21 protein-coding genes and 2 pseudogenes are annotated in these 19,076 nt (G+C 71.3%); 9 read left to right on the forward strand and 14 right to left on the reverse strand.

The window, feature by feature from the left end:
* The first annotated feature begins 39 nt into the window (after window positions 1–39).
* The 3 genes and pseudogenes from OOK41_RS16650 to OOK41_RS16660 form a co-directional block, all read left to right on the forward strand.
* Window positions 40–861 carry a class I SAM-dependent methyltransferase gene (locus tag OOK41_RS16650; RefSeq protein ID WP_266267843.1) on the forward strand — a complete coding sequence of 274 codons (822 nt, stop codon included), beginning with the start codon at window positions 40–42 and terminating at the stop codon, window positions 859–861.
* 186 nt (window positions 862–1,047) lie between these two features.
* Window positions 1,048–1,701 carry a GTP cyclohydrolase II gene (ribA, locus tag OOK41_RS16655; RefSeq protein ID WP_266265858.1) on the forward strand — a complete coding sequence of 218 codons (654 nt, stop codon included), beginning with the start codon at window positions 1,048–1,050 and terminating at the stop codon, window positions 1,699–1,701.
* Window positions 1,702–1,793: 92 nt separating this feature from the next.
* Window positions 1,794–2,465, forward strand: a pseudogene (locus OOK41_RS16660) (RibD family protein); the annotation flags it as partial.
* A 28-nt stretch (window positions 2,466–2,493) separates the two neighbouring features.
* Here the strand turns inward: OOK41_RS16660 and OOK41_RS16665 are convergent.
* On the reverse strand, window positions 2,494–3,261 hold the full coding sequence (locus OOK41_RS16665) for a TioE family transcriptional regulator (RefSeq protein ID WP_266267844.1): 768 nt from the start codon (window positions 3,259–3,261) through the stop codon (window positions 2,494–2,496).
* 113 nt (window positions 3,262–3,374) lie between these two features.
* On the opposite strand from OOK41_RS16665, the pseudogene OOK41_RS16670 reads away from it, so the two are divergent.
* Window positions 3,375–3,842 (forward strand): annotated as a pseudogene (locus OOK41_RS16670) (DUF6194 family protein); the annotation flags it as partial.
* 144 nt (window positions 3,843–3,986) lie between these two features.
* Here the strand turns inward: OOK41_RS16670 and OOK41_RS16675 are convergent.
* The 7 genes from OOK41_RS16675 to OOK41_RS16705 form a co-directional block, all read right to left on the reverse strand.
* Window positions 3,987–4,742: a helix-turn-helix domain-containing protein gene (locus tag OOK41_RS16675; protein ID WP_266265859.1), complete on the reverse strand. Its 756-nt coding sequence runs from the start codon at window positions 4,740–4,742 to the stop codon at window positions 3,987–3,989.
* Window positions 4,729–4,899, reverse strand: a complete 171-nt coding sequence (locus OOK41_RS16680; protein ID WP_266265860.1) for a hypothetical protein — start codon at window positions 4,897–4,899, stop codon at window positions 4,729–4,731. The genes OOK41_RS16675 and OOK41_RS16680 overlap by 14 nt, the downstream gene beginning before the upstream one ends.
* A gap of 238 nt (window positions 4,900–5,137) precedes the next feature.
* Complete coding sequence (locus OOK41_RS16685; protein WP_266265861.1) at window positions 5,138–6,349, reverse strand: helix-turn-helix transcriptional regulator; 1,212 nt, start codon at window positions 6,347–6,349, stop codon at window positions 5,138–5,140.
* Window positions 6,350–6,861: 512 nt separating this feature from the next.
* On the reverse strand, window positions 6,862–7,020 hold the full coding sequence (locus OOK41_RS16690) for a hypothetical protein (RefSeq protein ID WP_266265862.1): 159 nt from the start codon (window positions 7,018–7,020) through the stop codon (window positions 6,862–6,864).
* Between the two features lie 115 nt (window positions 7,021–7,135).
* Complete coding sequence (locus OOK41_RS16695; RefSeq protein ID WP_266265863.1) at window positions 7,136–7,951, reverse strand: MerR family DNA-binding transcriptional regulator; 816 nt, start codon at window positions 7,949–7,951, stop codon at window positions 7,136–7,138.
* Window positions 7,945–8,400 (reverse strand): transposase, encoded by a 456-nt coding sequence (locus OOK41_RS16700; RefSeq protein ID WP_243640050.1) that lies wholly within the window; start codon window positions 8,398–8,400, stop codon window positions 7,945–7,947. The genes OOK41_RS16695 and OOK41_RS16700 overlap by 7 nt, the downstream gene beginning before the upstream one ends.
* On the reverse strand, window positions 8,364–8,660 hold the full coding sequence (locus OOK41_RS16705) for a winged helix-turn-helix domain-containing protein (protein WP_266265864.1): 297 nt from the start codon (window positions 8,658–8,660) through the stop codon (window positions 8,364–8,366). Before OOK41_RS16705 ends, OOK41_RS16700 begins: the two co-directional genes overlap by 37 nt.
* A gap of 83 nt (window positions 8,661–8,743) precedes the next feature.
* On the opposite strand from OOK41_RS16705, the gene OOK41_RS16710 reads away from it, so the two are divergent.
* The 3 genes from OOK41_RS16710 (at window position 8,744) to OOK41_RS16720 (ending at window position 12,193) form a co-directional block, all read left to right on the forward strand.
* Window positions 8,744–8,950, forward strand: a complete 207-nt coding sequence (locus OOK41_RS16710; RefSeq protein ID WP_117671830.1) for a heavy-metal-associated domain-containing protein — start codon at window positions 8,744–8,746, stop codon at window positions 8,948–8,950.
* A 144-nt stretch (window positions 8,951–9,094) separates the two neighbouring features.
* The gene (locus OOK41_RS16715; protein WP_323136170.1) at window positions 9,095–9,916 is read left to right on the forward strand and encodes a hypothetical protein; all 822 of its coding nucleotides are present in this window, start codon (window positions 9,095–9,097) and stop codon (window positions 9,914–9,916) included.
* A 12-nt stretch (window positions 9,917–9,928) separates the two neighbouring features.
* A complete protein-coding gene (locus tag OOK41_RS16720) occupies window positions 9,929–12,193 on the forward strand; it encodes a cation-translocating P-type ATPase (protein ID WP_266265866.1) in 2,265 nt (754 codons plus the stop codon).
* Between the two features lie 50 nt (window positions 12,194–12,243).
* On the opposite strand, the gene OOK41_RS16725 is transcribed toward OOK41_RS16720, so the two are convergent.
* The 3 genes from OOK41_RS16725 to OOK41_RS16735 all read right to left on the reverse strand — a co-directional run bounded on the left by OOK41_RS16725 (window position 12,244) and on the right by OOK41_RS16735 (window position 13,547).
* The gene (locus OOK41_RS16725) at window positions 12,244–12,528 is read right to left on the reverse strand and encodes a metal-sensitive transcriptional regulator (protein WP_117671824.1); all 285 of its coding nucleotides are present in this window, start codon (window positions 12,526–12,528) and stop codon (window positions 12,244–12,246) included.
* Window positions 12,529–12,928: 400 nt separating this feature from the next.
* Complete coding sequence (locus OOK41_RS16730; protein ID WP_323136171.1) at window positions 12,929–13,213, reverse strand: heavy-metal-associated domain-containing protein; 285 nt, start codon at window positions 13,211–13,213, stop codon at window positions 12,929–12,931.
* Window positions 13,214–13,262: 49 nt separating this feature from the next.
* Entirely contained in the window at window positions 13,263–13,547 is a 285-nt protein-coding gene (locus tag OOK41_RS16735) for a metal-sensitive transcriptional regulator (RefSeq protein WP_266265868.1), read from the reverse strand.
* 174 nt (window positions 13,548–13,721) lie between these two features.
* Between OOK41_RS16735 and OOK41_RS16740 the strand changes: the two genes are divergently transcribed.
* Both OOK41_RS16740 and OOK41_RS16745 read left to right on the forward strand, forming a co-directional pair.
* Window positions 13,722–15,149 (forward strand): MFS transporter, encoded by a 1,428-nt coding sequence (locus OOK41_RS16740; RefSeq protein WP_266265869.1) that lies wholly within the window; start codon window positions 13,722–13,724, stop codon window positions 15,147–15,149.
* A 129-nt stretch (window positions 15,150–15,278) separates the two neighbouring features.
* Window positions 15,279–15,878, forward strand: coding sequence for a DsbA family protein (locus OOK41_RS16745; RefSeq protein ID WP_266265870.1), 600 nt, complete (start codon window positions 15,279–15,281; stop codon window positions 15,876–15,878).
* Between the two features lie 327 nt (window positions 15,879–16,205).
* On the opposite strand, the gene OOK41_RS16750 is transcribed toward OOK41_RS16745, so the two are convergent.
* The 3 genes from OOK41_RS16750 to OOK41_RS16760 all read right to left on the reverse strand — a co-directional run bounded on the left by OOK41_RS16750 (window position 16,206) and on the right by OOK41_RS16760 (window position 18,665).
* On the reverse strand, window positions 16,206–16,766 hold the full coding sequence (locus OOK41_RS16750) for a GNAT family N-acetyltransferase (RefSeq protein ID WP_266265871.1): 561 nt from the start codon (window positions 16,764–16,766) through the stop codon (window positions 16,206–16,208).
* A gap of 65 nt (window positions 16,767–16,831) precedes the next feature.
* On the reverse strand, window positions 16,832–18,106 hold the full coding sequence (locus OOK41_RS16755; protein WP_266265872.1) for an MFS transporter: 1,275 nt from the start codon (window positions 18,104–18,106) through the stop codon (window positions 16,832–16,834).
* Window positions 18,107–18,182: 76 nt separating this feature from the next.
* Entirely contained in the window at window positions 18,183–18,665 is a 483-nt protein-coding gene (locus tag OOK41_RS16760; protein WP_266265873.1) for a hypothetical protein, read from the reverse strand.
* Window positions 18,666–19,076 lie beyond the last annotated feature (411 nt).

Consider the following 19,076-nt stretch of genomic DNA (forward strand, 5'->3'; position numbering starts at 1 on the left):
TCCACGAGCGGCCTGGGCGGCGAACTCTCCCCTGGCGGCATGAACGACGGGCAGGACGCGGACGCCTTCGCCGGCTGGCTGCGGTTGCGGGAGCCCGCCGACGCGGCGGCCAGGGCGGCGGACCTGCTGGAACCGGTTCGCCGCCGCCTCGCCGGCACCCGGCCGGTCGTGGTCCACGATCTCGGCGCCGGCACCGGCTCGATGGGTCGCTGGCTGGCCCCCCGGCTGCCCGGCCCGCAGCACTGGATCCTGTACGACCGCGACCCCGGCCTGCTGGCGCGGGCACGGTCGGCCATGGTGGACACCGCCGCCGACGGCGCCCCCGTCACCGTGCAGACCCGCCAGGCCGACCTCACCCGGTTGACCGCCGCCGACCTCGCCGATGCGTCCCTGGTCACCGCGTCCGCGCTGCTGGACATGCTCACCGCCGACGAGCTCGGCCGGATCGTGGCGGCGTGCGCCGGCCGGGCCGCCCTGCTCACCCTCTCCGTGGTGGGCAGGGTGGAGCTGACCCCGGCCGACCCGCTGGACGCCGAGGTCGCCGCCGCGTTCGACGACCACCAGCGGCGCACCGTCGACGGCCGAACCCTGCTCGGCCCGGACGCCGTCGACGCCTGCGTCGCCGCGTTCGCCCGGCACGGCGTCGGCGTCGACGTCCGGCCCAGCCCCTGGCGGCTCGGCCCGGACCGGGCGGACCTCGCCGCCGCGTGGTTCACCGGCTGGCTGGGCGCCGCCCGCGAGCAGCGGCCCGAGCTGACCGGACCGACCACGGCGTACGCCCGGCGGCGCCTCGCCGACGCGGCGGCCGGCCGGCTCGACGTCCTCGTCGACCACCGCGACCTGCTCGTCGGCTGCCGGTGAACCGTCCGCCCGCCAGGGCCGGCGCTGCCCTACCCCCCGGCCACGGATGCGATGGGTACGGTACTAACCATCGCCGTCGATGCGATGGCTGCCGTACCCGCCGTCGACCACGCCATCCGCGCGTCGGCCACCCGCGCCGGCCCGGCGTGTACCCGTGAGTGGACGACCGCCCGACGAAGGAGACCGATGTCCGGAGCATTGCCCGTCGCCACCGTCCGTACCCAGGTCACGGTCCCGCTGCGCTTTCCCGACGGCTACGCCGCGGCGGCCCGGGTGTTCTCGTTCCACGGCCTCGTCGACGGCCGGGAGCACCTGGCGTTCGGGCTCGGCGACTGGACGGCCGCGCTGGACCGGGCCGCCGCGGGCGGGCCGCCCCCGCTGGTCCGCCCGCACAGCGAGTGCCTGACCGGGGACGTGTTCGGCAGCCAGCGGTGCGACTGCGGCCCCCAGTTGCGCGAGGCGGTCGAGCGGATCGCCGAGGCCGGCGGGCTCGTGCTCTACCTGCGCCAGGAGGGCCGCGGCATCGGCCTGTACGCCAAGCTCGACGCCTACGCCCTCCAGGACGGCGGGCTGGACACGTACGAGGCGAACCTGGCGCTGGGGCACGGCGCGGACGAGCGGGACTACACCGTCGCCGCCCAGATGCTGGCCGCCCTCGGCGCCGACCGGGTGGCCCTGCTCAGCAACAACCCGGACAAGGAAGGGCAGCTGCGCCGGCTCGGGATCGAGGTGGCCGCGCGGGTGCCCACCCGGCTGCACCTGTCCCCGGTCAACGCCGACTACCTGGCCGCGAAGGTGGGCCGGGCCGCCCACACCATCGACCTCCCGTTCGTCCGTTGACGCCCCCGACATCCGACCGGGCCGGCCCGGATTCCGCCGGGTCGCCGGGGACCGCGCCGGGCGGCGGGCCGGCAGCGCCGGAGCGGCCGTACGTGCTGGTCAGCTGTGCCATGTCGATCGACGGGTACATCGACGACGCCAGCGACCAACGGCTGCTGCTGTCCAACGAGGCCGACCTCGACCGGATCGACGACGTCCGGGCGGGGTGCGACGCGATCCTCGTCGGCGCGGGCACCGTCCGGGTCGACGACCCGCGCCTGGTCATCCGCTCGGCCGAGCGCCGGGCGGCCCGGGTCGCCCGCGGCCTGCCCCCGTCGCCGACGAAGGTGACCGTCACCGGCACCGGCGACCTCGACCCGGCGGCCCGGTTCTTCGCCGTCGGTGACGCCGACCGGATCGTCTACTGCGCCACGTCGGCGCTGGAGAAGACCCGGCACCGCCTCGACGGGCTGGCCACGGTCGCGGCCGTCGGCGACCAGGTCGACCTGTGCCGGGTGCTCGCCGACCTCGCCACCAGGGGGGTGCGCCGGCTGATGGTGGAGGGCGGCGCGCGGGTGCACGCCCAGTTCCTCGGCGGGGGGCTCGCCGACGAACTGCACCTCGTGGTCGCGCCGTTCTTCGTCGGCGACCGCCGGGCGCCCCGGTTCCCCGGCGACGGCCGGTTCCCGTGGCACTCCGGCAGCCGGGCCGCGGTGGCGGAGGTCCGGCAGATCGGCGACGTCGTGCTGCTGCGCTACGCCCTCTCCGAGCGCTGTGGGCCGGGAACAGCCCAGGTTCTGTCTCCCGGATCGGCTAGCCCCGGGGACCGTCCGGCGGGGACAGGTGGTCCGCGAGCCGCGCGGCGGCGGTGAGCATGGCCCGCCCCCGGTCGGTGAGCCGCCGCCGCCAGTCCTCCAGCGAGCCGGCCAACGCCTCGGGGCCGGCGGCGGCGCGGACCTGGTGCAGGACCGTGGCGATGTGGTCGAGCCGGTAGCCGCCGCGCCGGAGCAGGTGGGCCAGCTCCGCGTCGCGGACGTCGTCGACCCGGTACAGCCGGTGGCCGGTCCCGGGACCGCGCCGCGGCACGAGGACGCCGGCCCGCTCCCACTTGCGCAGGGTGGCCGGCGTAACGCCGATCCGGTGGGCGAGGTGGCCGATCGTCAGCGGACGGTCGGGCCGGCCCGTGGCCGGCGTCCCCGCCGGGACGGCCCCGGCGGGGACGCGGGCGGCCGTCAGGACCCCGACAGCCGCCTCGACGGCGTCGAGCGTCTCGCGGTCCCGGAGCAGTTGGGCGTGGCTGCGGTCGATCGCCCGCAGTGCGGTGTCCACGTCGCCGGCGTTGACGGCGCGCATGATCTCGCCGGCGGTCGCGTAGCCGTGTGCCGGGACGAGCGCGAGGTAGGCGCGCAGCGCGTGCGCGTGCAGGGCCGAGTAGGCGCGGTAGCCGCTCGGCGTGCGCGGGGCCAGCGGCAGCACCCCGTCGCGTTCGTAGTTGCGGACCGCCTGCGTGGAGATGCCGTGCTCCCGGGCGAGGTCCGCGGGACGGTACGAACGCTCACGTCCTCCCGTTTGAGACTTCAGCTCGACCTCCCAGCAGCAGACAACGCCAAACCTTCACAGGGCAGTTCAACGATACGGTAGAGGTCATGACTTCTCTGCCTGAGCCCTCCGGCGACCGGGCGGCGCCGGTCGTGGCCGAACTCGTCGAGCGGATCGTCGCGCTGCCGCACGTCACGCAGGTGCAGGCCGACCAGCGGTCCGGTGCGCCGGAGGCGAGCTGGGGCGACCGGTTCTTCTTCGTCGGGTCCGACCGTCGCCGGCCGTTCGCCACCATCGTGGAACACGACGTCCCCGGGTTCGACGAGGACTCGCACCTCGACCGGCCGGGAATCTTCCGCCTCAACGTGCACGTCGGCCGCGAGGAGTTCCGACGCCGGTTCGGCTACCCGCCCGCAGAACTCCCCGACCACCGGTCGGGAATCGACTTCACCCGGTGCGACGAGATCCTGCCCCACCCCGCCTACGGCACGTACGGCTGGGCCTGCGTGCTCAACCCCGGCGTCCGGCGGCTCCCCGAGGTCGACCGGCTGCTCGCCCACGCGCACGGCCGGGCGGCCGGCGAGCACCGGCGGGCGCGCGGGGAGCAGCACGACTCGCGCTGACCCGGCGTGCGTCGGTCGCGGATCCGGACGGGGGGAGGATCGGAGTGACACAGCGTCCACCGGGCGGTGGTCACCCGATCCCGAGGTCCGTGGCGAGCTGGGCGACGTCCGCCGGGACCGGTCCGCCGCGCAGCAGGTCGGTGATCAGCGTACGGGCCACCGGCCGTAACCGGACCTCGGCCGACGCGGTTCGCTCCGCCTCGACCAGCGCGCGTCCCGCCGCGAGCGGGTCGCCGATCTGGAGGTACGCGCGGGCGGCCTCGACCAGCAGCGCCCCGCGCAGCGGCAGCAGCTCCGGCGCACTGTCGGGTGACCGGCAGGCCGCGATCCGGTGCGCGGCGGGGACCGTGGCGGCCAGGGCCAGCCGAGGTCGGCCTCGCCGAGCTTCACCAGCACCGACGCGGTGACCCGGTACACCTGCACCAGCAGGCCCGCCGCCTCGTCGCTTCGGCCGTCGCGGTGGGCGCGCCGGGCGTCGCCGAGCAGGCCGGGCAGCACCCGCAGCAGCCCCGGGTAGTCGGCGTGCTCGTACGTAAGCCAGGCGTGCTCCGCCCGTCCGCCCAGCTCGCCCACCGGCGTCGTCGCAGGGTCGCCCGGCTCGGCCGGGGCCGTGTCGTATCGGGCGAGGGCGGCCCGCACCCCGTCCACCCCGGCGGCGACCGTCCCCGAGTCCGGGGCGGACGAGGCGACCCGGCCGAGCAGCAGTGTCGGGTCGACGCGTAGAGCGGCGGCGACTTCGGCGATGACGGGAACCTTGTCCAGGGCGCGGACGCCGCGTTCGACCTTGTCCACCCAGCTTTTCGACCGGCCGAGCCGGTCGGCGAGCATCTGCTGGGTCATCCGCCGTCGGACCCGTAGCCGCGCGACGCGGCGGCCTATCGGGAGGTCATGGCTGGTCACGACGCCACCTCCGGTCGGGTACGGCCCGGGTGGTCTCCTCGACCGGTACCCGGTCCGCCTCGGCCTGCTCCAACAGCCGCCGCCTCGCCGCCTCCCGCTCGGCGGCCTCGGCCTGCTCGCTCCGGCTCTGCGCCGAGCCGCTATCCGTGCCGTCCATCCGCAACCTTCCCAAACGGGGCGCGGCGGCGAAGCTCGGGGAAGGACCGTCACCGCCGCGCCCAGAGGATGGGCGCGGCCCTGACGCCGCGCGCAAGGCAATCAGGACCGCGCCGGTGCGATGGCGACAGCGGGATGGTTCGTGCGCTGTCTACTTCACTGCCGCCACCAGGCGACATGACGTTATGTGCCGGATCAATTACCAAGGGGTACGCCACGTACCCGGTGACACGCCGTACCTACTCGGCTACCCCCACGCGTCGTGCCAGGTCGACGGCCTCGGTCCGGATCGATGCCGGGGCCTCCCGGACCAATCGGCTCAACATGTCCTGGGCGGCCGGGGAGTACCGGACCGTCTCCGGTGAGGTCGCCTCCGCCCGGCCGAGCAGGTGCAGAGTGGCCTCCCGGGCTCCTTCCAGGTCCGCCGACCGAGCCAGCTCGACATAGTGCCTGCCCCGCCGCTCGGTGGACGGGATCGACGCCGGGTCCAGGGCGTGCGCCCGGCGTTGGGCCTCGTCGGGGTTGCCGAGGTCGACGGCGCACATCACCGCGTACACGTCGACCAGCGGCCGGGAAACGCGCGTGCGCAGGCCGACGTACCCAGCGGGCAGCACTCGCTCGACGACGCTCCGAGCGGTGTCCCAGTCCGCCCACGCGCCCTGGTCACCGGCGCGGGCCCGGGTCAGCGCGGCGCACAGGTGCAGGTCGGCGAGCATCTCCGCGTACTCCGGGCTCCCGTCGGCGACCAGCGGCTCGATCAGTCCACGGGCCTCCCGCAGCCGCTCCACGGCCTCGTCGCTGCGGCCGACGGCACGCAGGACGTGGGCGGCGTACCAGATGGACTGGGCGATGGCCAGCGGATCATCCGCGTCCAGGGCGGCGGTCATCCCCCGGTCCACGGTCATCCAGCACAGCTCCCGGTCGCCGTGCCAGGCCAGGTACGCCTGCGCGAGATGGTACGCCTGGGCCAACAAGGCGAGGCTGACACGTCGATCCTCGCCGGTGTGCAGGCGGGCGGCCCGCTGGGCGCTGTCGAGCAGGCCGGGCAGGACCTGGCCGGCCTCGGTCCGCTGGTGGCGGGAGGTGTGCCAGGTCTGCCAGGCGGAATCCACCGCGCCGCGCAGGTAGTCCGGAGAATCCGCCGGTCCGCTGACTGTGATGCGCCAGGCCGTCAGCGCACGCCGCACGTCGTCGACGGCAGGGTGACTCGGCCGGCCCTCCAGAGACAGCGTCACGGATGGACCGAACAGATCGGCCAGATCGCGCACGCCGAGGTGCGGGGCGAGCTGCTGGGCAGCCCGCAGGGTCAGGCTGCGCCGGCCGTTCTCGATGAACTTCACAGTGGTCGGACTGATCCCGGCGAGCCCGGCAAGGCGTTCCCGGGAGAGGCCGACGGCCCGACGGAGCCGTTCGACACGCTGTCCTGGCGTGGGTTGCTGTTGGTCGACCATGGAACACCTCACCCGAGTGGGGTACATCGTGTACCCGCGACGGTACCGCCAGGTGCTCCACTATGGGTAGTTGTCTTGCTACTCATCAGGTAGGCGGCGGGTGGGCGGACAACACGCTCGAACGGGCACTATCTGGTTGACTTGACCTGATTGGGTGCGCCCCAGGGTCATTGCGTTGTCGCGGGTGCGGTCCCCGGTCGGCCGGGGACCGTGGCCCGGGCGGAGCCGTGGGCGCGGCGGCTCGATGCCGTGGTACGCCGCCTATGGAGCTGAGTCGTCCACGTCATCACCGCCGGTCGGGCCACCGCCGTCGCGTCACCCACCACCCCGCCGGGCCGTTCGCCTGCGGTCGCCGATCGCGACGGGCGTGGGTGATGTCGTGTTCGACTCAGCTCCAAAGGAGCCGGTAGGCATACCTGCGGTGGAGCGGCGCCCACGCCAGGAACCCCCCCGGACTCCCTGATCAAAGCGCTCCCGCCCGACTTCGCAATCACCCTGGGGTGCGCCCCCCCTCAGCCGTCGCACACCGTGTCGGCGTAGCGGACGAAGTCCTCGGGCGTGCGGAACGTGGCGACGTAGCCGTGCTCCTCGCCATCCCGCCGCTTGGTGAGGATCACGTCGGGGCCGGCGCGGTCGCGCAACTCGCTGAGCCGGAACGGGAAGCTCTCCACTACGCCGTGGTCCTTGTTCCGCGGGCGATCAGGGCAACACCGGCCAGGAGAATGGCCCAGGCGATCCCGCGCAGCACGAGAGCGGAAAGGTCAGCAGCACCGCCCACGCCCGCAGTCATCGCGTCTCCACGGAGACAGAGACCTCGACGGCGTAGTCTTCTTCGCTCTGACCAAGCACGGTCTGGCGCACCTCCATGCCGCGCAGTTCGATCTGCCGACCGGCAATCGCGTCGAAGAGCGCGACGACGGCCGGGTGTGTAGGACCGTCCGGGAGCGTCTCGCCCTCCGCCGGTCGCCAAGTCGCGACCAACTCGGTGCGGGCCGGAAGAACTCCGGCGAATGTCTGCGGACCGCACCACTCGTCGTCGACCTCGGTGGGCGTAGGCCAGCAGCAGACGACCTCGACTGTTCCCCGCTCGCCTGCTCGGAGCGTCGTCCAGAACTGCCCACTCGGGCCGAGACCGGACGCCTGCAACTGCTCGAACAGTCCACCGAACACCGCATTGGCGTCCTCGTCGGACAGCGACTCAGCATCATCCACGCTCACGGAAATCACCTGCCCGACGAACGGTTGCCGAGCCATCTCACGCTCATCCACCGCAACCGGAACCGCCAACGCGCGAAGCACCTCCTCGGCAGCCGCGAACGCGCGGTCTTCGCTCGCGCGGTCCTCAAGAACCCGCCGGCGGTGCTCCGTCAGAGCATCGCTCGCCCCGCCGGCGGCGACCACCGCCGCAACTGCCGGAAGAGGAACTCCGGCGTCACGAAGCGCCCGCGCGACGACGCCAGCACGAACCTGACCCTCCCCATACCTTCGATACCCCGACAAGGCATCGACCTCGGTCGGGACCAGCACAACCTTCTCGTCATAGTGGCGAAGCGCCTTCACGCTCAGCCCGGTCAGACCTGCAAACTCACCAATTCCTAGCATGAGACCAGCATCGCGGCTCCCCCTACCGGAAGGTCAAACCCTACCGTTCGCAACGGGCCGTTGATCATTTGCCGCATCGCGGCGCTGATGTGGGTGTTGAGGTTGTCCCAGACCAGCACGATCGGACCGCCGAGCTGCTGGTGCGCGGCGTCGAGCAGAGCGATGTAGTCGGTCTCGGCGAAGCTGCGTCGTTCGTTCTTGCGGCCGCGATGGGTGATCGTGCGGTAGATCAACCGGCTGCGTCGGCCCGGCTTCACGCAGACCAGCCCCGCGATCGAGACCCGGCCGGACCCCTTACCCGAAACCGGGATCACCGGCGTTTCGCCGCGTCGGCCCCAGGTACGGGCCTTCGGTGGGCGCAGCGTCTGACCGGCCTCGTCCTCGAAGCAGATCCACGCGTCGCGCTGCGCCGCTACCGTTTTCCCGCCGGCCACACCTCCCGCCGCCACGTCGTGACCGCCTCCTCATCACGCTCGACGGGCCGGTGCGACGGGACCTGCACCGACCAGCCGATGCGGTACAGCAGATACGAGGTGCCGCGCAGCGTGTACCGGGTGCGGAACATCCGAGCGATCAGATCCGACACCCGCGCCAGGGTCCACCGCTGGTCCTCGCCGAACCCGTGCGCGGCCGGCCCTTCATCCAGGGCATCGGCCAGGCGCCGCAGCCGGCCGGCGTCCAGGCCGGGCTGATGTGACCGCCACCTCACCTCATATACCCTTGGGGGGTATGGGTATAGTGTGTGGTGAGCGGGTGAGAGCCGCGCGCCGCGAACCGACAAGGGAGACCGTCATGGCGACCCATACCTACACCGTGATCGGGATGACCTGCTCGCACTGCGTCAACTCGGTCAGCACTGAAATCCGGCAGATTCCCGGCGTGACCGACGTCCAGGTCGATTTGGCCTCCGGCGCGGTCACCGTCACCAGCGACCGGCCTCTCGACGACGCGGCGGTCGCCGCCGCCGTCGACGAGGCGGGCTACGAACTTGCGAGGTAGGTTATGAACAACGCTGTCAAACTCGGCGGCTTCGGGATCGGGCTGGCGGCCGTGTTCACGGCTGCCCTCGGCCTCGGTCACGCTTCCGGCCCCACCCGGACCCCGCGTGCCCCGGCTGCCGCCCATGGCGGTCATGCCGCCAGCTTGAGCGTCGCACCGGCCGCCGCCCTGCCGGCTGGCCTGCAGATCACCCAGGACGGCTACCGGCTCACCCCGATCAGCAGCGAATTGTCCACCGGTGCGCCGCAACCGTTCCGGTTCCGGATCATCGGACCCGACGGCGCCCCCGTCACCAAGTACACGACCAACCACGACAAGGACCTGCACCTGATCGTGGTGCGCCGCGACCTGGCCGGTTTCCAGCACGTCCACCCGCAACTGGAAAGCGACGGCACCTGGTCGATCCCGCTCGCCGTTCCCGCCGCCGGGCAGTATCGGGTGTTCGCCGACTTCCAGCCCGCCGGACACGCCGACGGTCTCACCCTCGGCGCCGACGTGCCGGCATCCGGCGACTACCGACCCCGGCCGCTACCGGCCGCCGAACGCTCCACGACCGTCGACGGGTACACCGTCACCCTCACCGGTGACCTCATCCCCGGCGGCTCCTCGAAACTGACGCTGTCAGTGAGCAAGGACGGCAAACCGGTCACCAACCTGCAGCCCTACCTCGGCGCCTACGGCCATCTCGTCGCACTGCGCGACGGCGACCTGGCGTACCTGCACGTGCACCCCGACGGCGAACCCGGTGACGGCCGTACCTCTCCCGGCCCGGACGTGGTCTTCCACACCGAAGTTCCCGCCGCCGGCGGCTACCGGCTCTACCTGGACTTCCAGCACGGCGGGAAGGTGCGTACCGCCGAGTTCACCGCCGTCGCCGGCACCCCGGTTCCCGCAGCCGAAACGCCGGCCACCTCGTCGGCGCCGAGCCCGTCCGGGCACGGCGCAGACGGCCACACCCACCAGTAAGGAGAAGCGCTCATGGCGATCACGCGGCCACTGGAAACGGCCCCGAACCAGATCGAGTTGTCGATCGGCGGCATGACCTGCGCCTCCTGCGCGTCGCGGATCGAGAAGAAGCTCAACCGGATGGACGGCGTCACCGCCACCGTCAACTACGCCACGGAGAAGGCGTCCGTGGCGTACGACGACGGCGTCACCGCCGAAGAGTTGATCTCCACGGTGGAGAAGACGGGCTACACCGCCGCTCTGCCTCCACCCCCGCAGCGCGCCGACGACCCGGCGGAGCAGGCCCAGCCCGTCGACGAGCTGCGCCCATTACGAACCCGGCTGTTCACCGCGATCGCGCTCAGCGTCCCGGTGATTCTCCTGGCCATGGTCCCGACCTGGCAGTTCACCTACTGGCAGTGGGCGTCGCTGACCCTGGCCGCGCCGGTCGTCGTCTACGGCGGGCTGCCGTTCCACCGGGCAGCCTGGACCAACCTGCGGCACGGCGCTGCAACCATGGACACACTCGTGTCGCTGGGCACCCTCGCGGCGTTCGGCTGGTCGCTGTGGGCACTGTTCCTCGGCACGGCCGGCACCCCGGGCATGACGCACCCGTTCAGTTTCGACATCGGCCGCACCGACGGCGCCGGCAACATCTACCTCGAGGCCGCGGCCGGCGTGACCACGTTCATCCTGGCCGGCCGCTACTTCGAGGCCCGGTCCAAGCGCCGCGCCGGCGCCGCCCTACGTGCTCTGCTGGAGATGGGTGCCAAGGATGTCACCGTGCTGCGCGACGGCACCGAGGTGCGGATCCCGGTCGGGCAGCTCGCGGTGGAGGACCGGTTCGTGGTGCGGCCGGGGGAAAAGGTCGCCACCGACGGCGTGATCGAGGACGGCACCTCCGCCGTCGACGCGAGCATGCTGACCGGTGAGTCCGTACCCGTCGAGGTCGGCCCAGGCGACACTGTGGTCGGCGCGACCGTCAACGCCGGCGGCCGGCTGATCGTCCGCGCAACCCGGGTCGGGTCGGACACCCAGCTGGCGCAGATGGCCAAGCTGGTCGAGCAGGCCCAGACCGGCAAGGCCGCCGCCCAGCGATTGGCCGACCGGGTCTCTGGCGTGTTCGTCCCGATCGTCATCGCCCTCGCCGCCGGCACCCTCGGCTGGTGGGTCGGCACCGGCAGCGGCTGGACGGCGGCGTTCACCGCCGCCGTCGCCGTACTGATCATTGCCTGCCCGTGCGCGCTCGGCTTGGCCACCCCGACCGCGCTACTGGTCGGCACCGGTCGCGGCGCCCAGCTTGGCATCCTCATCAAAGGCCCGGAAGTCCTCGAGTCCACCCGCCGCGTGGACACGATTGTGCTGGACAAGACCGGCACCGTCACCACCGGCCGGATGACCCTGGTCGACACGATCCCGGCGCCGGGGCAGGACCGAGAAGAGCTGCTGCGGCTGACCGCCGCGGTCGAGGCCGCCTCGGAACACCCGATCGCCCAGGCGATCGCCCGCGCTGGCGCCGACCGTGCGCCGCTCCCGCCGGTCACCGCCTTCAGGAACTTGGAAGGGCTCGGTGTCATCGGCACCGTGGACGATCGGGAGCTGCTGGTCGGTCGCCCGCAGCTGCTGCGCGAACGCGGCTACACGCTCACCGCCGAGATCGAGCAGGCGGTGATGGCCGCGCAGCGGACGGGGCAGACCGCCGTGGTCGCCGGCTGGGCTGGCCAAGCACGCGGCGTCCTGGCGGTCGCCGACGCGGTGAAACCGACCAGCCGCGAAGCGATTTCCGCGTTGCGTGGTCTCGGCCTCACCCCGGTGCTGCTCACCGGCGACAACGCCACCGTCGCCCGGGCCGTCGCGGCCGAGGTCGGGATCGATGAGGTGATCGCGGACGTGCTGCCCGCCGACAAGGTCGACGTGGTCAAGCGGCTGCAGGATCAGGGCAAGGTGGTGGCGATGGCCGGCGACGGCGTCAACGACGCTGCGGCTCTTGCCCAGGCCGACCTGGGTCTGGCGATGGGCACCGGCACCGACGTCGCCATCGAGGCCGCTGACCTGACCCTGGTGCGCGGCGACCTGACGGCCGCGGCGGACGCGATCCGGCTGTCGCGGCGCACCCTGCGGATCATCAAGAGCAACCTGTTCTGGGCGTTCGCCTACAACGTGGCTGCGCTGCCGCTGGCCGCGACGGGCCTGCTCAACCCGATGATCGCCGGAGCGGCGATGGCGTTCTCATCGGTGTTCGTAGTCGGCAACAGCTTGCGACTGCGCCGCTTCACCAGCATCACCGCACAGCAGTAAGGGCATTCGTCAAGCGCCGCCTGTCCCGCATCTCGCGAGGGCGGGCGGCGCTATTTGACAAGGCGGGCGATCGCCGTGGTCGCTTCTTTGATCTTGGCCTCGGCGTTGCCTTCCTTGGCCGCCTGCACCACGCAATGGCGCAGATGATCCTCCAGCAGACCGACCGCGACCGCCTGCAAGGCCTTGGTCGCCGCGGAGATCTGGGTCAGCACGTCGATGCAGTAGGTATCGTTCTCCACCATCCGCTGCAACCCGCGGACCTGCCCCTCGACCCGCTTCAGCCGCGCCAACAGCGCCTGCTTCCCGGCCGAATACCCGTGCGGCTCGGCCGACATCATCTCTTCCATGCCACCAAAAGTACCCCATACGGGTATCGGCGCGATTCAGCTGCCCGGCAGGCGGCCAGGCAACTGGCAGTTGGCGACTGGCACCTACACCGGCACCGTCACGGTGGCAGCTGTGGCCTGTTGATCGGGGAAACACTCGAGGATGCCAGCGGGGTACACCGGGCGCAGACGTTCGCGCGCGCTGGCCGCACCGGCGTCGATGCCGACCCGGCCACCGCTAACCCGGAGGCGCTGCCTGCGGTCATCACCGTCATCAGCTATGAGGCCCGGCCGCGGCCATGGGCCGACTCGGTCCCGACTAGCTGCTGAGAGCTACGCCGCAACCACATCCGGCCGTGAGAAGCCTGTGGAAGGCATTCTCACGCCGGGCCGGTGGCCGCGGGAAACGTCAGTGAACTAGCTGGTAGCCCACCGCGGAGACGGCCGCGGCGACTGCGTCGGCGTCGACTGGCGCGCTGCTGGTGATCGTGACCGTGCCCGTGGCGGCGTCAACGCTGACGTCACTGACGCCGGGTACCTCGGCGAGTTGCTTGCTGACCTGTGATGCGCAGCCGCCACACGTCATCCCGGATACCTGAAACACCTGCTGGGAGTTCCCTGGCCTGGTGGCCGCAGCCGTCGTCGTGGTCGACGCCTGAGTCGAGCAGGTGCAAGCGTCATCTGTACCGCACATCGCAGTATCCCTTCGCTGGTGGGGTGAACGTCGGTGACGGCGAGCGGCTTCAGGACCGCACGAGCCGGGCGATCGCGTCGGAGGCTTCCTTCAGCTTCACCTCGGCGTCCGGGCCGCCGCCGCGCGCCGCGTCGACCACGCAGTGCGCCAGGTGGTCGTTGAGCAGTCCCAGCGCCACCGTCTCCAGGGCTTTGGTGGCCGCGGAGACCTGCGTGAGGATGTCGATGCAGTACGCGTCGTCGTCGACCATGCGCTGCAGTCCGCGGATCTGGCCTTCTACCCGGCGCAGCCGCTTGAGGTAGTCGTCCTTGTCTTTGATGTAGCCGTGTGTCATGAGCTGCTCCCATCACCAGCCTTTACCCTACCCCCCTACGGTATGGTTCGGAAGTGGCTGCCGCGCTGGTGTGACGTGGATGCCAAAGCGGAACTCTCCTTGACGGGATATACCCCCGGGGGGTAAGAATGGCAACCGACACAGATACCCCCCAGGGGTACAAGGAGGTTCGTCATGTCCCGCAGTTCCGTACGCTGGTGGGCCCTCGGGCTCATCGCCCTCGCACAGTTCATCGTCATCATGGACACTTCGATCATCGGCGTCGCCCTACCCCGGATGCGCGAGGACCTGGGCTTCTCACCCGGCAACCTGTCTTGGGTGTTCAACGCCTACGTCGTCGCCTTCGGCGGGCTGCTGCTGCTCGGCGGTCGGCTCTCCGACCTGTTCGGGGCCCGCCGCATCTTCGCCACCGGATGGGTGATCCTGCTGGCCGGCTCGGCCGCCGCTGGCCTCGCCGGCACCGTCGAAGTCGAACTCGCCGCCCGCGCTGTACAGGGCGCCGGTGCAGCGCTGATCGCCCCATCCGCGTTGACGCTGTTGATGATGTTGTTCGGCGGCAAGCCCGCTGAACTCACCAAGGCTCTCGCCCTGTACGGCGCGGCCGCCCCGGCCGGCGGCACCGCCGGCGTGTTCCTCGGCGGCGTCATCACCGAATACGCGAGCTGGCCATGGGTGTTCTACCTCAACATCCCCATCGCGCTGCTCGCCCTGATCGCTACCCCGACGCTCATGCCCGCCGGCGGCAACCGGCACGGCAGCCTCGATGTCGCCGGCGCGCTCACTGTCACCGCCGGGCTCGGCGCCGCCGTCTACGGCATCGTCCGTGCCCCGGAGGTCGGCTGGACCTCCGCCCAGACGTGGGCCACCCTTGCCGGCGCCGCGATTCTGCTCGCTGCATTCCTGACCATTCAGGCCAAGCGGCGCGAGCCGCTGATGCGGCTGTCCATCCTCGCCAACCGCAACCTGTCCGCCGCCAACGTCGCGCAGTTGCTGCTCGGCGCGGCGTGGATCCCGATGTGGTTCTACCTCAACCTCTACCTGCAGCAGGTCCTCGGCTACAGCGCCTTCCCCAGCGGCGCCGCGCTGCTGCCGATGACCGTCCTCATCATGATCGGCATGATCGTCGCCGCGCCCCGCGTCATCGCCCGATTCGGCCCTAAAACCACCCTGGTCACCGGCCTTGCGGTCCTCGCGGCCGGTCTGGGTTGGCTCGCGCTGATCCGCCCGACCGGCAGCTACCTGGTCGACGTGCTGCCCGCCTCGCTGGTCGCCGCCCTCGGCATGGCCCTGGCGTTCATCCCCTCGCTGGGCACCGCCCTGTCCAGCGCCCGACCTGAGGAAGGCGGCCTGGCGTCCGGGATCGTCAACACCAGCTACCAGGTCGGCTCCGCCCTCGGCTTGGCCGCCATGACCGCGCTCGCCGCCGCCCACGGCGCCGACGAACTCGGTAACCCGGCCGCCCTCACCGACGGGTACTCCGCCGCGCTGCTCGGCGCCGCCGGCATCGCCGGCGTGGCCGCGGTCCTCGCCGCGATCACACTCACCGGCCGCGACACCGCCACAACGGCCCCGCAGATGGACACCACACCAGCATCGCGATGAGCCGCGGCTGCTGTCCTACCAGCCCGCGTTGAGCCGTCACCTCACGGCTCAGCGCGGTACCGGACAGCCGCCACCACCGGGCACCACCGAATTGTTGCCGGCACACCAGCCGCCGACCGGACGAGCGAGATGATCGACATGTCATCCATAACCTTCTACTTCGACCCGACGTGCCCCTTCACCTGGCGCACCTCGCGCTGGATCAAGGAAGCGGCCAGCCGCACCGGCGAACCGATCACCTGGAAATTCCTCAGCCTCGCCATCCTCAACGAGGGCAGGGACATCCCCCACCACTCCCGCCCAATGCGCGAGTTCGGCCGCAGCGCCCACCGGGTCCTCGCCGCCGCCGACCAAAAGTACGGGCAGGACGCCGTCGACCGGCTGTTCACCGCACTCGGCCAGCGACTACACACGGACAACGCCAATCCCGACACCGAGACCCTGGCCGCGGCGATCACCGCGGCGCATCTGCCGGCGGACCTGATCGGCGCAGCTCAGGACACCTCGCTAGACGCGGTGGTGCGTGCCAGCCACGACGAGGCACAGGCCCAGGTCGGTGACGAGGCCGGAAGTCCGGTAACGGTCCTGGACGACGGGCCGGGCTTCTTCGGCCCGGTGGTGTCGCCGGCACCCGAAGGGACTGAGGCCGACAAGCTACTGCAGGCGCTGCGGCTGCTGTCGTCAGTACCGCAGTTCAGCGAACTCAAACGGGCCCGCAACCCGTTCTGACAGATTCCCCGGGCCGTAGCCGCTGTGCAACTACAGCGGCTACGGCAGCTGCGGGCCACTTGATGCGCATCGGCAACCCGCTGTCGCGCACCCCCACTGTCCCCGAGATGGTGTACGGCTTCTCCGACACACTCAGCCAGCCACTGCCGCCCAGCACCAACGGGTAACCCCCGCTCTCGACCACCTAATTCGGCGGCCACACCCAGCCGGTCATCACCGCGGGTGTGCGTCAGCCGAACTCTCAACGGATTCCTCACAGCAAGGCCGGTAGACGGCTCCGGACAGCACATACGTAGCCACTGCCCTGAGTAACGCCCGAGATGGGACCTACCTGGGCCGCGACCGCCATTCGTGGGCGAGGACGGCGAAGACGAGGCGGTCGGCCCACTCTCCCCGGAACAGGTAGCTCTCGACGTGGCGCGCCTCCTGGCGCATGCCGAGCCGGGCCATCAGGCGGGCGGACGCGTCGTTTCGGCCGTGACACCGGGCGTAGATCCGGTGCAGCCCGAAGTCGTCGAACCCCCAGTCCAGGAGTGCCGTGACGGCTTCCGCAGCCAGCCCTCGTCCCCAGTGGTCGGGGTGCAGGACGTACCCGATTTCGGCCGTGCGGTCGAGTTGGTTGCGCCAGACCAGCTCCACGGTCCCGATCACCCCGGCGTCGGTGGCCACGGCGAGAGTCAGGCAGTCGCCCTCCGCGCGTAGTGCGTCCTCGCCCGCCATGGCGAGCACCGATGCCCGTGACTGCTCGCGGGTGCGCGGCTCCGCGCCGAGCATCCAGCGGACGGCGTCGGGTCGGCGCTGATAGGCGTACACGTCGTCGAGGTCGTCCAGCGTGATCGGACGCAGGGTGAGCCGCGCGGTGCGAATCGGGTACGTCGGCCGGGACACCACGCGATCGTAGGGGAGCCGGTGGCCGATGGCCTCTCGATTCCGGAGCTGGCTTGGAACGTCGTTCAGGTGTGCTCCATGGCGGATGGCGAACGTGCGAGGGTTGCACCCTGCGGTGGTTGAGTTCGGTCAGGGTGCGGTTCCTCTGCGGTGGGCTGCCCCGCTGCCGACGTACGCTCCTCTTCCCGCTGCCTTCGAGGGCGGCAGGCCACTCCGACTGTGGAAGCCAGGCAGAACGCGGCGGCCACGACAAGCGTTGGGCGGTCGCCGAGCTGGACGGCGGCGGAGCCGAGGGGAATTGCCAGCACGATAGGACCGAACATCGCGGTGTTCGCGGTCCCGGCCACTCGGCCGAGCATCGCTGTCGGCGTGTGCGTCTGCACCGCGGTCACTGCGGCGACCAGGGCCCAGGGCAGGCCGATGCCGGCGACCACCGAGGCAACCACCGTGCCGGGCCACCAGGGCAGGCAGCGCACCAGGCAGTTGACGGCGAACAGCGTCGTGCCGGCGACGCCCACGGTGACCGGGCCCCATCGGGCGATGAGCCGGCCCGCGATGAGACCGCCGATGATGGAACCGGCGCCCTGCGCGCTGAACAGCACTCCGAGGAACGTCGTCGGTAGGCCCAGTGTCCCGGTGACGATCGCGTAGTTGGCGGCGGTCGTGAAGCCGGACATGGCGATGGACACGGCGGCGAGCGCGACAGTGACGCGTGTCGCCCGCTGCGCGAGCAGGACGGCGAGGCCCGCGCGCAGGCCGCGTTGCTGCTCGGTTGGCAGGTCGGGTGGCGTCTGCTTCAGTCGAACGGCCGCGTACAGGATGGCAACCAGAACCGGCATCGCCGCGCTGAGCAGGACGACCGCGTGACCCCCGCGCCATGCGTAGAGGCCCGCGCCGGCCAAGGGCGCCACGAGCTTCATGCCCTCCTGGGCACTGGAACGCCAGCCGTTGACGTCTCCGAGTTCCGCAGGCGACAGCGCGGAGGGCAGCAGCGCCGTCTCGCCCGCGTCGATCAGCACGTAGCTGACGCCGTACGCGCAGGAAGCCAGGAAGATGAGCCACGTCTGACCTGGTCCCCGAACCGTGAGGAGACTGAGCAGAACGGTGGCCAGAGCGAGGTTGACCGCCATGACCAGCGATCGCCTCGACGCTCGGTCGAGCAGGCCTCCCAGCCACGGGCCGGCGAGGACCGGGGCGTACACGCAGAGCCCGGCGAGGGCGGCGAGACCGGTGGAACCGGTGAGGTCCAGGATCCAGATCCCGGCCACCAGCGACATGGCGCTGCTCCCGAAGCCGGACAGCAGCGAGATCGCCACGAACAGGCCGGCGTTCCGGCGCATGAGCCCTCCAAGGTTGAGTCGAGACGACTCAGATCCTTGATGTTGAGTGTGATTCAGGCAATACGTTCCCGACCTGTCAAGGTTTCGTTGACAGAAGCTCGTCGAATCGTGCCGCGACAGCCTGCACCGGCCCGGGCAACCGTCCGCGTCCTGCTTCTGCCAGGTCGAGCGCGAGAAGCGACGCCAACGCGTACAGCGAGCCCGGATCGGCGTCGGCGGCCACCTCCGCGGTCTTCCGCACGAGGGCCGCCCGCCCGAATCGCGTATCCCACCGCCGGTCCGCGTCGATCCACCGCTGGAGGTCGAGGACCGCACCCCGTATCGCCGCGATCCGCGTCGAATACCCGAGATCCCGTTCGTGCCGCCGCGACCGTCGTACGGCCGCCAGGCGTTGCCGGCGTTGCTCCGCGGCCTGCCGGCTGCCGAGGCCGAGCGCGGCGGCGATCTGAGCCCATGTCGCACCCGCGTGGCGCGCGCGGTCGATCAGCTCCAGCTCGCGCTCGTCCAGCCGCGCGCGGTCGACCGCGACACTGGTCAGCTCGATCACCTCGGGTGTCATCTGTCAACGCTACATTGACAATGGGCCCCGCCATTGCACGCCATCGACGGACGGCCCCCGATGGAAGTTGTTGCCAGAGTTCGGGGTGGCGGGCGAGCGTATCGGCGTCGACCAGTTCGGCGACCGCCGGGATGGTCATCAGCTGGGCGACCAGGGCAACGGTCCTGCGGGTGCTGATCTGGTCCTCGGCGTGGGCGAGCCAGGCCCGGACGCAGGCCCGTGTGAGGCGACCGACCTCGTGGTCGGCCGGGTCGAGCCGGCTTTCGATCTCAGCTCTGGGCCGGCGGTTCGTCCTATGTTCGGTGGCCTCCGCGGTGGTGGCGAGGGGACAGGTTATCGGGAGCCGCGCGGTGAGGGGGATCAGCCACTACGCGAGGGCCGCAGCGGCGCGGGTGAGCCCGGCGGCGACCA

Origin of the sequence: Micromonospora sp. NBC_01655, assembly GCF_026339755.1 — a bacterium.
In the GTDB taxonomy this organism is placed as follows: domain Bacteria; phylum Actinomycetota; class Actinomycetes; order Mycobacteriales; family Micromonosporaceae; genus Micromonospora.

Coding starts and splice junctions, on each gene's coding strand:
- OOK41_RS16685 (WP_266265861.1), bottom strand. CDS start 6,349: ATGGTCGACCAACAGCAACCCACGCCAGGACAGCGTGTCGAACGGCTC.
- OOK41_RS16710 (WP_117671830.1), top strand. CDS start 8,744: ATGGCGACCCATACCTACACCGTGATCGGGATGACCTGCTCGCACTGC.
- OOK41_RS16720 (WP_266265866.1), top strand. CDS start 9,929: ATGGCGATCACGCGGCCACTGGAAACGGCCCCGAACCAGATCGAGTTG.
- OOK41_RS16650 (WP_266267843.1), top strand. CDS start 40: ATGAACGACGGGCAGGACGCGGACGCCTTCGCCGGCTGGCTGCGGTTG.
- OOK41_RS16730 (WP_323136171.1), bottom strand. CDS start 13,213: ATGTGCGGTACAGATGACGCTTGCACCTGCTCGACTCAGGCGTCGACC.
- OOK41_RS16695 (WP_266265863.1), bottom strand. CDS start 7,951: ATGCTAGGAATTGGTGAGTTTGCAGGTCTGACCGGGCTGAGCGTGAAG.
- OOK41_RS16740 (WP_266265869.1), top strand. CDS start 13,722: ATGTCCCGCAGTTCCGTACGCTGGTGGGCCCTCGGGCTCATCGCCCTC.
- OOK41_RS16755 (WP_266265872.1), bottom strand. CDS start 18,106: ATGCGCCGGAACGCCGGCCTGTTCGTGGCGATCTCGCTGCTGTCCGGC.
- OOK41_RS16680 (WP_266265860.1), bottom strand. CDS start 4,899: ATGGACGGCACGGATAGCGGCTCGGCGCAGAGCCGGAGCGAGCAGGCC.
- OOK41_RS16735 (WP_266265868.1), bottom strand. CDS start 13,547: ATGACACACGGCTACATCAAAGACAAGGACGACTACCTCAAGCGGCTG.
- OOK41_RS16760 (WP_266265873.1), bottom strand. CDS start 18,665: ATGACACCCGAGGTGATCGAGCTGACCAGTGTCGCGGTCGACCGCGCG.
- OOK41_RS16745 (WP_266265870.1), top strand. CDS start 15,279: ATGATCGACATGTCATCCATAACCTTCTACTTCGACCCGACGTGCCCC.
- ribA (WP_266265858.1), top strand. CDS start 1,048: ATGTCCGGAGCATTGCCCGTCGCCACCGTCCGTACCCAGGTCACGGTC.
- OOK41_RS16725 (WP_117671824.1), bottom strand. CDS start 12,528: ATGTCGGCCGAGCCGCACGGGTATTCGGCCGGGAAGCAGGCGCTGTTG.